This window comes from Streptococcus atopicus (assembly GCF_049166725.1).
Taxonomy (GTDB): domain Bacteria; phylum Bacillota; class Bacilli; order Lactobacillales; family Streptococcaceae; genus Streptococcus; species Streptococcus hominis.
The window spans coordinates 1-13,234 of the sequence record NZ_JBMHFC010000006.1; the positions used below are offsets into that span (position 1 = coordinate 1).

A 13,234-nucleotide genomic window follows, 5' to 3' on the forward strand; every position below is an offset into this window, starting at 1 on the left:
AGTCGCCTGCACATTGGTTCGTCTTGTTCAGTTTTCAAAGGTCTTTGTCGCCCCTCAAGCGACAACTATCTTAGTATATCATCTCCTTTGACTCTTGTCAATACCTTTTTTCATCTTTTTTTATTTTCTTAAACTTTTTCTTCCAATTTGAAAGTTCTAAAATGAAGTTGGCCACTCCGAGTGTATGAAAAACATCTCAAAGAGATATACTTGTAGTTCACCACAAACACAAGGAGATTCTTTAAGATGCCTACTCATTATACCCAAAAAGGCAAGCGCTTAACAATAGCTGAGCGCCGTTTAATTGAAAAATGGAAGGACGAGGGAAAATCAAATCGTCAAATCGCTCTCTTGCTTGGAAAAGCACCTCAAACTATTCATAATGACATCAAGCGTGAGCTGGTTCGCCAACAAGTACGCAAGGGAAAGTTTGAACTGCTCTATTCTGCAGATACTGCTCAAAGTCGTTACGAATCAGCTAGAAAGAAGTCTGTCCGAAAGTGTCGACTTGATAAGGCTACCAAGGAGAAAATCTTGCACTATATCAAGCAGAAATACTCTCCCGAAATGATGATCAATGCAAAAAAAGTCAATGTCCCCATATCTACCATCTACTACTGGATTCATCATGGACAGCTAGGACTGACCTACAAGGACTTGATTTACCCCAGAAAGCCAAAAACTGAAAAGAAGAGAGCTAGTCCACGGTTTAAACCTGCTGGGAAATAGTCTATTGAGGAACGACCTGAAATCATCAACCAACGTCTTGAAAATGGGCATTATGAGATTGATACCGTCATTCTGAACAAGCAGAAAAATCAGTGCCTTCTCACCCTCACTGACCTCAGAAGTCGGCACCAGTTCATCCAACTAATCTCTGACAAAACCGCTCCATCGGTCAATCAAGCTATCACTGCACTTATGGAAACTAATACCATCAAATTCATCACGGCTGATAATGGAACGGAGTTTAATAGACTAGCTGAGGTATTTCCACAGGACAACATCTATTACGCGCACCCTTACTCCTCACGGGAAATAGGAACAAACGAGAATCAGTACAGACTTATCAGACGATGGCTTCCTAAGGGAGTTAAGAAAATAACCTACAAACAAGTCACTTTCATCGAAAATTGGATTAATAACGATCCTAAGAAAGTTTTAAACTACAAGTCACCTCAGATTTTTTTGTTGACTCGCTAACTTCTACTTGAATTTTAGCCTTTTTATAACCTTTGAAAAGGGAAAATCCTGACTTATCTTAATCGCTATAGTCCTTTAAGTGGGCTCTTAATTCTCGAATCATGGCTTGGCGGCCTTTGAACCGTTCATCGGCTAGTAAGCGCTCGTACTGCTCCTGTTTCTCTAGGCTCAGTTGAGCTTGATAGCTCTTTAGCTGGTCTCGGAGAATCACCAATTCATCCAGATATAGTTCTTTTAGGCTGAGCTTGTGACCAATCTCGCTCACTTCTTCATAAGCTTGACGATCAAGTTTGCGTTTTTGACTTTCCTGCTTACGGAGGATGCCCAAGATATGATTACGAAACTTGGTCTTATAGTAAACATAAAGCTGATGATCTTCTTCTACTAGCTGCGGATAGCGACTCACCAACTGATAAAGCACCAACATGCCCTCTTGTTCCCAATCGCTTAATTCCCACAGGTGGACATAATATTCCCTCCGACACTTCAGCACAATTCCTCTCACCTTGGCATATAACTCCTTGAACTCCATTTCCTTCTCCTTCCTTTTACTTACCTTTTAAGGATAACATGAAGGAGAACCCTTTGGTTTTCTTCTATCTATTTTTTATCTTAGTGCATCTCTTTTGGGTCTCGTGAACAGCATCCCTGTCACTTCAGATGTCTTCTGAGGCTGTTCAGCGGATAAAATTAAAGAGTTTGGGACAAAAAGATTTCAATTTTTAAAAATCTTAATTATTTCCCAATTGTCAAGTCAAGTGCAACAAAGTTGTTCCTCTGATTAAGTAAGTATCTTTCAAACTGTTTGAGTTAGCTCAAACAACTTTTTTGCGGACTGATAGCCATGGATTCGTCTAGGTCTTTCATTGATAGCCTTTGTATAGTCCTCTAAAAGTGTCGGATTTAGTTTTTTTAGTGAGGATCCTTTGGGAATGAACTCTCTTAATAATCCATTGAAATTCTCATTTGTGCCTCGTTCATAAGATGAATAGGCATGTGCAAAATAAACATCTAATCCCTCTATCTTACTCAATGATGAAAATTCGTTTCCATTATCTGCAGTTATGGACTTAATGGGATAAAGTTTCATACACTCTAAGACTGCTTGATTGACATACTCTGCTTTCTTTTCCACGAGTTTCTTTGTGACAGCATAGCGTGTTTGTCGTTCTACCAATGTTAAAATAGAAGGTTCTCCTGTTGTCTTTCCACCCAGAACAGAATCGATTTCCCAATCTCCAAAACGGGAACGATTATTAATCTCTTCTGGTCTTTCTTCAATTGATTTTCCTAGATGTTTCTTGGTAGAGGGACGCTTGTTAAATTTCTTACGGATCCGCACTGCTCTTGGTAAATCAATAACCTTAATCTCTAACAAACCTTGATGGATATAGTTATAGAGCGTCTTGGTTGAAGGAACAACTGCATCTACATGTTGGAATCTATAGGTATGAACAAAGGTATCCACGCTATGCACCCTTGGTTTCTCTAGCATTCCGATAACGGTTATGGGCAGCATCTGCATAATAGTGTTGGTAGTAGACCTTCTGCCCATTGACTTTTTTCAATTGTGTTATGGAACCACGATTAATTTCACGAGTAATAGTAGAGCGATTTCTCCCCAGTCTACGAGCAATTTCAGCAGGTTTGAGTCCTACGCTTAAATAAGCTTCAATTTCTCCTCGCTCAGCTTCAGATAAGTGCTTGTAGGATTGATTTGTGGTAGAATAATTTGTGGACATGTTCATCTTCCTTTATACTGTTTTTCGCAACTCTAGTATATCAGATGAACATGTCTTCTGTGTTGCACTTCATTTTACAACAGGGCAATCTTAATTATTAAGCCCTTCAAATCTATAATTAAATGCGAAAAGCGAACAAAGCAGAATTCTGATTACCAGAAAACTAGTTTTGTTCGCTTTTTATATTTGAGGTTGGACTTTTGTCCCAGCCTCTTTAACATTTTAATTTATTCTGGTTTTTGCTCTTCCATTTGAGATTTCACTTCATCATAGCTCAAAGCATGTGAAGAACTTGCATTTGGTTCATCAGGCATTTCGCCAGTTTCATATAATGATTTGATTTGATGACTATCAAGTGTTTCGTATTTAAGAAGAGCTTCCGCAATTAATTTATGCTTTTCGCGATTTGATTGGATAATTTCTGCTGCTTTGTTGCGCGCTTCATTAAGCAAATTACGAACTTCTTCATCAATTTCATATGCAGTTTGCTCTGAAATTGATTTTTGTGGGCTCGCAGCGCCAAACATCGCATGGTTTCCTTCATATTGAACCGGACCGAGTTTTTCACTCATACCATACTCTGTTACCATCGCACGTGCCATTTGTGTAGCTTGTTCAAAGTCATTTGAAGCACCTGTAGTTTGGACGTTAAAAATAATTTCTTCAGCAACACGTCCCCCCATAAGTCCTGCCAATTGCTCTTTCATATCTTCTTTAGATAAAAGAGTCTGATCTTCTTTCGGAAGAGCAATCATATATCCACCTGCACGACCACGAGGTACAATGGTTACCTTGTGAACGACACGTGCATTTGATAAAACAAGACCAACAATCGTATGTCCTGCCTCATGATAAGCGACAATTTGCCGATCACGTTGTGAAACTGTCTTATCTTTTTTAGACGGTCCTGCAATAACACGATCTTCTGCTTCATCTATATCGGAAGCATCAATAACTTTCTTATTTCGACGCGCTGCGACAAGAGCCGCTTCATTTAACACATTTTCCAAATCAGCACCAACAAAACCAGGCGTTTGTTGAGCAACTAGTTTTAAGTCAACATCTTCAGCAAGAGGTTTATTTCTAGCATGAACACGAAGGATAGCTTCACGACCTTTTACATCTGGTTGCCCAACAAGAACTTTACGGTCAAATCGACCAGGACGCAGAAGCGCCGGATCTAGCACATCACTACGGTTTGTTGCTGCAATAACAATAATTCCCTCATTACCTTCAAAACCATCCATCTCAATCAGAAGTTGATTAAGGGTTTGTTCGCGTTCATCGTTTCCTCCGCCAAGTCCAACTCCACGTTGACGACCAACAGCATCAATTTCATCAATAAAAATAATCGCTGGGGCTGCTTTTTTTGCATCTTCAAAAAGAGAGCGAACACGGCTAGCACCGACACCGACAAACATTTCAACGAAATCTGAACCTGAAATACTAAAGAATGGAACTCCTGCTTCTCCAGCAACAGCTTTAGCAAGAAGGGTTTTACCAGTTCCTGGAGGACCTTCAAGAAGAACACCAGCTGGTATACGAGCTCCTAGTTTTGTATAACGTTTAGGATCTTTTAAAAATTCAACAACTTCAACTAATTCTTGTTTTTCTTCTTCCGCACCTGCTACATCAGAAAAACGTACTTTTATATCTTCTTTGTTTGTCGCACGCGCTTTATTACGTCCAAAGCTCATGGCTCCACGCGCTCCACCGCCTCCACCTTGATTCATCATAGAGAACAGGAAGAAAGCAAAGATGGCAAATGGCACCAGAGTTGTCAGCACTTGAATCCAAACACCACTTGAACTTTCACGTTTAATGGTGATTTCAGTTCCTTTATCTGAAGCTAATTTTTGTAATTCAGCTACCGTTAAGTCTGAAGGTAGAATAACACTAGTAAAGCGACTTACAGAGGTAGAAGAAGGAGTAAAAAACTGAATACCACTATTATCCTTTACCTTCTTTTCTTTCTTATAAGTACCTGCAACTTCAATAACACTACCATTTGGCTGATAGCTAATATCCTTTACATTTCCATTTCTAATTTCTTTAACTAACTCAGTATAGTTAATTTGTTGACTGCGACCTACAGAACTTCCAGCTGAAAAATACTGAAAACCTGTAATAACAACAACAATGATTAAAATATATAGGAAAGGATTTTTTATAAAACCATTATTTTGTTTATTTTTCATCTATCTATCAATATACCTTTTTATTTTGTATAAACTTCTTCTTTTAAAACCCCTACATATGGTAGATTTCGATAGTTTTCATCAAAATCTAGACCATAACCAACTACAAATTCATTTGGAATTGTAAAACATGTGTAATCCGCTTCAATATCAACTTTTCGTCCTGCCGGCTTGTCTAAAAGTGTAGCAATTTTAACAGATGCAGCATTTTTTTCTTTAAATAATTCACAAAGACTTTTCAATGTTTTTCCCGTATCAATAATATCTTCGACAAAAAGAATATGACGTCCAGCAATATCTTGATCAATATCTTTAATAATATTGATAACACCACTGCTAGATGTTCCACCATGATAGCTTGACACTAACATAAAATCCATTTCAATATGGGTATCAACATGCTTTATCAACTCTGCCATAAAAGGAATGGAACCTTTTAGAATTCCTACAAAAATAGGATTTTTCCCTGCATAATCACTAGTTAATTGAGCTCCTAGATTTTGTGCTGCTGCCACGATCTCATCATGTGAAACCAAAACTTTCTTAATATCTTGTTCTAGCATCTTCTTTACCTATCTAAATTTTGAATATAAAGTTTGTTATACATTATATCATTTTTTTGACTCTTACTCAAATCACATGTTACGATTCCAGCAATTGCTAAGATTTCCCCGTTTTGTTCAATAACAATAGCATTTTTTCTTTGATCTATAGGAATTTTTTGATCAATAAAATACCGACGAAGCTTTTTATGGTGTTGATTCAAAATAATTTCATCTTGTTCTTTTCTATGTCGAAGTAAAATTTCTGTTTCACGTGAAACAAACACTTCTTGGATGTTTTTTCCATGAAGTTCTTTTCCAAAAGAAAAGCGATAATGACCATATTCCACAATATCGTTATATTTTAACAAAATTGAATCCACTTTTAAATCAGACTGTGGACTGATTTTACGAATCTCAAAGGAATCATAATTTTTATAGAGTTCGTAACCCGCTTTAAGTGGTTGCTGATAATTAGATTGCTTGTTCAAGATTGCTAAAATATCAGAAAAATGTGCTTTACTGAGCTGCAAATCAGGAAATTTCTTTAAATAAGCCTGTAGCAAAAAACTTTGCACAGAGTAAGGTTGAGATTGAAATTCCTGCAGATTCGTCGCTACAATATTTTTAGTTAAATATGCTAATGCATCTTGCATTTGAGAAATTTCTGTTCCCAATTCTATTAAATGCTTCCTGAACTGCGGATTTTCTTGTTCTAACAATGGAAAATACTCATTTCGAATTCGATTGCGCAAATAATGGTTCTCTTGATTTGTCCAATCCTCAAAATGAAAAATAGGAGGGAAATTTGATTTTTGAAAAGAAAGCAACGGTCTTATCAATTCTCCATTTGCAAATTTTTGTTTTTCTTTCATTCCTGAAATATGACATAAACGGCTGCCACGAAGAATTCTCATAAAAATCGTTTCTGCTTGGTCATCAGCATGGTGTGCTGTCACCAAAGCTGTGCAATTTTCTTCTAACATAATTTTTTTGAAAAAAGCATAGCGAAAATCACGCGCTTTTTGTTCTGAGAATGGTCCAGAAAAACTTGATGTAAAAATGCTTACACCAAGTTTCGTTGCTATTTTTTTTAGTTCTTCTTCCTCAAAATCAGATTCTTCTCTCACTCCATGATTAACATGAGCAAGGTAAATTTCTATTTCTAGTTTTTCACGATATTTATAAAGCCAGTCAAGCAAAGTCATAGAATCTAGTCCACCAGAAATAGCAAGTAAAACTTTTCTATGATGTCTGAAATAGCCTTTTTTTTGCACCATTTGAAAAAATTGTTGTTCTATCATTTTAAAACCTCATAAATATCATCTGCAATTTTAGAAATGGTGTCATAATCAGCATGATTTGTAAAAATAGACAGAACAAAAGGAGAATTAGCATAAACAATTGCAACATCATGCTTAAAATCATAAGCATCCCCAATTTTATGAGCCACTTTTACATTTATATTTTTAGAAATACGTTGCTCATCAAAATTTGTTTGTGATAGTGCATTGATAATGTCCCCATTTTGTTCATAGATAGCTTCCATCACATTTCCTGCCATCCTTGCTGAAGCATCGCGTTTTTCCACATCCCATTTTTTCCCAGCAATTTGCTCAATTGTTGCTTGATAAGTGCTGTCTGATTGATTAGTAATATAATATCCTAAAATATTTGTAGCTGCATTATCTGATTCTTTTGCAATATGGTTCATCAAATCCTGAATGCTGTAGGACTTATTATCTGATTTTTTAGAAATGCTTCCACTACCTTCTGTATCATAAGCACCTGAATAGTCATTTACAGCAGGAATATATTTTAAACCAGAAGATGATTTGTATTTTCCTTCATTTAATTGCTTCTGAGCGTAATAAAGAATAGGAAGTTTTGCCACACTAGCAGAATACATTTCCAAATCTGGGTTTATACCAGCAGTTTTTCCAGAATCTAATTGTTTTACATAGATCGAATAGTCTGCTTTATTGTACTTGCTTGTTAAAATATCTTGAACTTTATCCATACGATTATCTGTATCAGATAAGTATTCCATATCAATCCAACCTTTGCCTTCAACATAAGCATATTTTCCTGATGTCGTCTCAGCAAGTTGAGTAATTTTCACTGGATGATAAGGTAATAAATTCGTCTTAACTTCTTTTGTTCCATTTATAAAAGGTTGATTGTAAACTACAAATGATGGTCTAAGCCACATTGTTTGAGAAACATCTGCACTAGATTGGACAATATCATCATAAATCATTCGTTTATCGGCAGGAACAAATTGCCCATTTGCGAGTTTAAAAACTGGGAGTCCTTGTTCATTGACTTGTAAGTCAGAAAGTTTAATTGATGTATTCGGAGTTAAACTCCCAGCAACTTTTTCTAAATTTAAGGACGTATAAGTTGAAATTTGCTCATAAACATTTGGATTGGTTGGAAGATCCGTGTAGTAGTTACTGTAGGTCGTACTAGTAATTTCATACTGTTGCTTTGCAGTCAATTCGACATCTTGTTCCGTACTTACTACTACTTTTGCAGTAAAAAATGCTGGCAACAATAATAGAAATAGCAACTTACGCATGCTCTCCCCTTTCCTTTTTAGTCTCTTCTAATTTTAATGCCTGATTCTTTCTGGATAATTCTTCTAATTTTTCATCAGAAAACTCCAAAAATTGTTCAATCGTTTTTAATAAATTTTCCATCCTTACTGTGGCAACAATCCTGGGATTGTATAGATATATTCCCCTTGTTTAGAATAATAATATTTAGCACGTGCATATTTAGCAGCATATTCTTCATCTTTTAATTTATTAGCAAAAGCTTTTTGAGATTCTTTTTCGTTGCTTATTTCTTCGTATCTCTTTTGTAGATGCATCAATTGTGTTCGACGTTCTAATAAATTTCGATAGCTTTGAACCAAATTAAATGTCGGTAAAATAAACAATAAGATGACTAAAATCAACACCCAACCCATAAAGCGATTCTTTTTTCTTCTTTCTTGCTCTAAATAACGGCGATGTTGGTTTTCATCTTGTATATAGCGATTATTTAATTGAACAATATTTCTAGCCATCTACTTCTACCTTTGTTTCTTTTATAATTTCGTACATTTTAGTGGCATCTTCTTTTTTAGTACTGTCTTTCATTTCTAGAACACGAACTAATAAAATTTTATTTCCAAAACGAATCTCTATTTCATCATTGATTTTTAAATCTGTTGAACTTTTAGCTAAAATTCCATTTACTTTAATTCTTCCTTTATCGGCCACCTCTTTAGCAATAGGACGACGTTTTATAATACGGGATACTTTTAAATATTTATCTAATCTCATAAAGTTACCTCAATTTATTATTTTACCATTTTTTAAGAAAATATTATAGATGAAAGCGAAACTTTACAAAATTGTAAAGTTAGCAATTTTTCTTTTGATTTTTAATTTCTACTAATTTTTCTGAAAACTGCAAAAGTCCTTCTAAAATTTCATAATCTTTTTTATTTTTTACATCAAATATAACTTCAATCAATCCCTTATTTTCTGAAATTCTTGCTTTTAAATTTGTCACAGAAAGAGCTTCAAAGTAATCTTGAGTTAAGAAAAACTGTTGAGAAACTTTTTCAAATCGGACAATCACAGATTGTTGCTTTTTTTCAACAAGCTGGACAAAAGCTTGATCTAAATAAGACTTTACAAGGCCAATTTCTAATAAAAAGGCAACAACATCTGGATATTCTCCAAAACGATCTATCAATTCATTCTGTAATTCTTCATAATTTACACGATTGTCAATCTCGCGAATACGTTTGTAAATCTCAATTTTCTGCCTTTCATCAGCAATATAATCACTAGGAAGATAGGCATCAATCTGCAAATTAATTTCAGCATTTCCTTTTTGCCGTCTTTTTTCTTTGCCTTGTTTTTTAGCAATAGCCTCTTCTAATAATTGAGAATACATCTCAAATCCAACAGAATCAATAAAACCAGATTGTGAACTTCCTAAAATATTTCCAGCACCACGAATAGATAAATCTCGCATAGCAATTTTAAAACCAGAGCCTAATTCTGTAAATCCTTTTATAGTTTCCAAACGTTTTTCAGAAATTTCTGTTAAAACCTTGTCTGGACGATACATGAGATAGGCATAAGCAATACGATTATTACGACCAATACGCCCTCTTAATTGATATAAAGTTGACAATCCCATATGATCTGCATTTTCAATAAAAAGAGTATTAACATTAGGAATATCAACACCAGTTTCAATAATAGTCGTTGTCACCAAAATATCATATTCCCCATTGATAAAATCAAGTAAAGTATTTTCAAGAAGAATTTCACTCATTTGACCATGTACATATCCAATAGAAGCTTCTGGAATCAATTCTTTCAATTCTGAAACTTTTTGCTCCATTGTGTCAACTTTATTGTAAAGATAGTAAACCTGTCCTCCTCGATCCATTTCTCTTAAAACTGCATCTCGAATAACTGTTGCATTATTTTCTAAAACATAAGTTTGAACTGGGTAGCGATTTGTTGGAGGAGTTTCAATAACTGATAAATCACGTATACCTAACATAGACATATGGAGTGTACGAGGAATAGGGGTCGCCGTCAAAGTTAAAACATCAACTTTTGTTTTCAACTCTTTTAATTTTTCTTTATGCTTAACTCCAAAACGTTGCTCCTCATCAATAACAATGAGTCCTAAATCAGCAAATACAATATCTTTTGACAGGAGACGATGCGTTCCAATAATAATATCCACCTGCCCTTTTTTTAATTTTTCTAAAATTATTTTTTGTTCTGATTTACTTTTAAAACGACTTAATACTTCAATGTTGATAGGAAAATCGTTAAAACGCTCCTTAAAGTTCGTATAGTGCTGTTGAGCTAAAACCGTAGTGGGAACTAAAATTACCACTTGTTTATGATCATTTACTGCTTTAAAAGCAGCTCTCATAGCTACTTCCGTCTTCCCAAAACCAACATCCCCAACTAAAAGACGGTCCATAGGATGATCACTTTCCATGTCTTTTTTAACTTCTTTTATAGAACGCAACTGATCTTCTGTTTCTACATAAGGAAAATCATTATCAAATTCTTGCTGATAAGAATCATCACTAGAAAACGCAAATCCCTTTAATTGACTTCTCTCTGCGTAAAGTTTAATTAAATCCTCAGCAATGTCTTCAACTTGATGTTGTACTCTCTGTTTAGTTTTTTGAAAACGTCCATCATTTAATTTATTGATCTTAGGAGCTTTACCATCACTCGCAACATATTTAGAAAGAAGCTGAATCTGATCAACAGGAATAGAAATACGATCTGCATTTTGATATTGAATAGTGAGATAATCACGATGAATTCCTGAAATTTCAATCGTCTCAATTCCTAAATATCGCCCAATTCCATGAACATTATGAACAACATAATCTCCCTTTTCCAGCTCATTATAATTTTTCAAACGTTCAGCGTTAGAAATATTCTGTCTACGAACTTTTCGTTTTACTTTTTTTTGCAGAATTTCATACTCTGTAATCAAAACAATTTTTTCATCTACAAAATTAAATCCTTGAACTAAATGCCCTTCTACTAATTGAACAGCATGTTCATGAATTTTAGTATCATTAACATAATCAAGTGGAATTTCATATTCTTGTAAACTTTTATGTAAACTTTGTAAAGTCAATAAAGAATTTGATTGTATAATAACTGTGTAGTTAGATTTTTTATAGCGACTGATTTCTTCTTTCAAAAGCTGAAATTGACTAAAAAATTCCTGCATAGGATACTGATTAAATTGATAAAGAGAATCAAATTTTAAATTTCCCAGTCCTTTATGAAAATTGGAAAAGAAGGTAGCTGGTTTATACTTTCTAAATATTGAATAAACATCTACAAAATAAGATTGATTTTCAACTGCCTTACTATTTTGTAAATCTTCTGTCAATAAATTTGCTGTTTCTAATTGAAACTGAGCATATCTATTCATAATTTTTTGAAAATCATCAAAGAAAATTGGGCTATGTTTTGGAAGATAATCAAGAATTGTCCATTCATTTTGATAAAAATAAGACAATAATTTTCTAATATCAGTATGTTGAATTTGTTCTTTTGTACTAGCTAAAATCTCCTCTAAATAAGATTTTGAAGTTGAATCTACAGTTTTTTCTATAAGATTTTCTATTTTTTTCTGTGCACTTTTATAATCTGCTTTAGTAAATATGATATCTGTAGCAGGATGAATATGCACATGTTCTACATTTTGAATAGAAATTTGATTTTCAGGATTAAATAGACGAATACCATCAACTTCATCACCAAAAAATTCAACCCGAAAAGGCATTTGACTAGAGCGCTCAAAAATATCTAAAATATCACCACGAAGACTAAACTCCCCTTGTTTCAATACTTGTGATACTTGCTTATAACCTGAATTTAGCAATTGAGAAATCAAATCTTTCAACTCATATTCTTGCCCTATTTTTAAATCAATATAAGCTGAATTGAAATTAACAGGATTGGGTAAAAATAGTTGACTAGCTGCCACATTAACTATCAAAAATCCTGATTGTTGAGAATCTAATAAAAAATCTAGAGCTTCCAAACGAGAAAAAATCTTTTCTTGAGAAGAAAAAACAAACTCAGCTAACGGAGTATCATCTGCAAGAAATGTATAGACCCTCTCTTCTCCCACCAAGCCAATCAGATCACTAGAAAGTCTTTCTGCTTCACTATAAGTAGACGTTAAAATCAAAATTTTGTGATTCTCCTCTACACAAGAGGCCATTGTAATAGCCTTAGTTGAAGATGACAAACCCATTAATAACTGCCGAGTTGATTTATTTAGATTTCTTTGCCAATCAACTATTTGTTTATTTTGATTAAATAACTCAATAATATCCATCTTTTTATCCATTGTATTGTTGCATTGTTTGTTCAAAATTATTAGAATGTAAATAATAATTTACAGCACTGTCAACTTTGTCAAGTATATTTAAAATTATAGCATAGTCTCCTTTTGAAAATTTTCCTAACACATGGTGAATAATGGTTATATTATTTTCGGGACGACCAATACCAATTTTAATTCGTTTAAATTCTTGGGTTCCTATATGTTTTATAATTGATTTGATGCCATTGTGACCACCAGCTGATCCTTTTGCTCTAAGTCGTATTTTTCCTACTTCCATATCTAAGTCATCATAGATAACCACTAAATCTTCAATATCTAGACCATAATAAGATAAAAGAGCATGAACAGCCTTTCCACTCTCATTCATAAAGGTCGTTGGTTTGACAAAATACACTTTCTCACCATAAAAAAATGTAGAAGCTATTTCTGCTTGAAAAATTTTATCAGTTGTAAACTTTAAATTTTGTTCTTTACACATTTTGTCAATTAGCATAAATCCGACATTATGTCTTGTTTCAAAATATTTTTCTCCAGGATTTCCCAAACCTACAATCATCTTTACCATTTTTTACCTCTAAAAAGACCAAAAGGGTTGGAAAAGTTTTTCCAACCTCGTTTATATTTAGTTTACAAT

10 protein-coding genes and 2 pseudogenes are annotated in these 13,234 nt (G+C 34.1%); 1 reads left to right on the plus strand and 11 read right to left on the minus strand.

Annotated features, from left to right (window positions below; all coding sequences use genetic code 11):
• Positions 1–246: 246 nt before the first annotated feature.
• Positions 247–1,203: pseudogene (locus ACOMA9_RS05205) on the plus strand (IS30 family transposase).
• A gap of 58 nt (positions 1,204–1,261) precedes the next feature.
• On the opposite strand, the gene ACOMA9_RS05210 reads toward ACOMA9_RS05205, so the two are convergent.
• The 11 genes and pseudogenes from ACOMA9_RS05210 to pth all read right to left on the minus strand — a co-directional run bounded on the left by ACOMA9_RS05210 (position 1,262) and on the right by pth (position 13,165).
• On the minus strand, positions 1,262–1,735 hold the full coding sequence (locus ACOMA9_RS05210; RefSeq protein ID WP_151380592.1) for a sigma-70 family RNA polymerase sigma factor: 474 nt from the start codon (positions 1,733–1,735) through the stop codon (positions 1,262–1,264).
• A 264-nt stretch (positions 1,736–1,999) separates the two neighbouring features.
• Positions 2,000–2,945 (minus strand): annotated as a pseudogene (locus ACOMA9_RS05215) (IS30 family transposase).
• Between the two features lie 227 nt (positions 2,946–3,172).
• Positions 3,173–5,143 carry an ATP-dependent zinc metalloprotease FtsH gene (gene ftsH / locus ACOMA9_RS05220; RefSeq protein WP_003029496.1) on the minus strand — a complete coding sequence of 657 codons (1,971 nt, stop codon included), beginning with the start codon at positions 5,141–5,143 and terminating at the stop codon, positions 3,173–3,175.
• Between the two features lie 20 nt (positions 5,144–5,163).
• Entirely contained in the window at positions 5,164–5,706 is a 543-nt protein-coding gene (hpt, locus tag ACOMA9_RS05225) for a hypoxanthine phosphoribosyltransferase (protein WP_106083025.1), read from the minus strand.
• A 5-nt stretch (positions 5,707–5,711) separates the two neighbouring features.
• Complete coding sequence (gene tilS / locus ACOMA9_RS05230; RefSeq protein ID WP_247905346.1) at positions 5,712–6,989, minus strand: tRNA lysidine(34) synthetase TilS; 1,278 nt, start codon at positions 6,987–6,989, stop codon at positions 5,712–5,714.
• The gene (locus ACOMA9_RS05235; RefSeq protein ID WP_151380561.1) at positions 6,986–8,266 is read right to left on the minus strand and encodes a serine hydrolase; all 1,281 of its coding nucleotides are present in this window, start codon (positions 8,264–8,266) and stop codon (positions 6,986–6,988) included. Before ACOMA9_RS05235 ends, tilS begins: the two co-directional genes overlap by 4 nt.
• Entirely contained in the window at positions 8,259–8,387 is a 129-nt protein-coding gene (locus tag ACOMA9_RS05240) for an SP_0009 family protein (protein WP_003026834.1), read from the minus strand. The genes ACOMA9_RS05235 and ACOMA9_RS05240 overlap by 8 nt, the downstream gene beginning before the upstream one ends.
• A gap of 2 nt (positions 8,388–8,389) precedes the next feature.
• On the minus strand, positions 8,390–8,758 hold the full coding sequence (locus ACOMA9_RS05245; RefSeq protein WP_003029503.1) for a septum formation initiator family protein: 369 nt from the start codon (positions 8,756–8,758) through the stop codon (positions 8,390–8,392).
• Positions 8,751–9,017 carry an RNA-binding S4 domain-containing protein gene (locus tag ACOMA9_RS05250; RefSeq protein ID WP_003029504.1) on the minus strand — a complete coding sequence of 89 codons (267 nt, stop codon included), beginning with the start codon at positions 9,015–9,017 and terminating at the stop codon, positions 8,751–8,753. Before ACOMA9_RS05250 ends, ACOMA9_RS05245 begins: the two co-directional genes overlap by 8 nt.
• Before the next feature lie 79 nt (positions 9,018–9,096).
• Positions 9,097–12,603: a transcription-repair coupling factor gene (gene mfd / locus ACOMA9_RS05255; protein ID WP_330945134.1), complete on the minus strand. Its 3,507-nt coding sequence runs from the start codon at positions 12,601–12,603 to the stop codon at positions 9,097–9,099.
• A complete protein-coding gene (pth, locus tag ACOMA9_RS05260; protein WP_151380588.1) occupies positions 12,596–13,165 on the minus strand; it encodes an aminoacyl-tRNA hydrolase in 570 nt (189 codons plus the stop codon). The genes mfd and pth overlap by 8 nt, the downstream gene beginning before the upstream one ends.
• Between the last annotated feature and the right edge of the window lie 69 nt (positions 13,166–13,234).

Bases quoted from the DNA above. Each gene is read 5' to 3' on its own strand.
- ACOMA9_RS05210 (WP_151380592.1), bottom strand. From the start codon at position 1,735: ATGGAGTTCAAGGAGTTATATGCCAAGGTGAGAGGAATTGTGCTGAAG.
- tilS (WP_247905346.1), bottom strand. From the start codon at position 6,989: ATGATAGAACAACAATTTTTTCAAATGGTGCAAAAAAAAGGCTATTTC.
- pth (WP_151380588.1), bottom strand. From the start codon at position 13,165: ATGGTAAAGATGATTGTAGGTTTGGGAAATCCTGGAGAAAAATATTTT.
- ACOMA9_RS05235 (WP_151380561.1), bottom strand. From the start codon at position 8,266: ATGCGTAAGTTGCTATTTCTATTATTGTTGCCAGCATTTTTTACTGCA.
- ACOMA9_RS05250 (WP_003029504.1), bottom strand. From the start codon at position 9,017: ATGAGATTAGATAAATATTTAAAAGTATCCCGTATTATAAAACGTCGT.
- ACOMA9_RS05245 (WP_003029503.1), bottom strand. From the start codon at position 8,758: ATGGCTAGAAATATTGTTCAATTAAATAATCGCTATATACAAGATGAA.
- ftsH (WP_003029496.1), bottom strand. From the start codon at position 5,143: ATGAAAAATAAACAAAATAATGGTTTTATAAAAAATCCTTTCCTATAT.
- hpt (WP_106083025.1), bottom strand. From the start codon at position 5,706: ATGCTAGAACAAGATATTAAGAAAGTTTTGGTTTCACATGATGAGATC.
- mfd (WP_330945134.1), bottom strand. From the start codon at position 12,603: ATGGATAAAAAGATGGATATTATTGAGTTATTTAATCAAAATAAACAA.
- ACOMA9_RS05240 (WP_003026834.1), bottom strand. From the start codon at position 8,387: ATGGAAAATTTATTAAAAACGATTGAACAATTTTTGGAGTTTTCTGAT.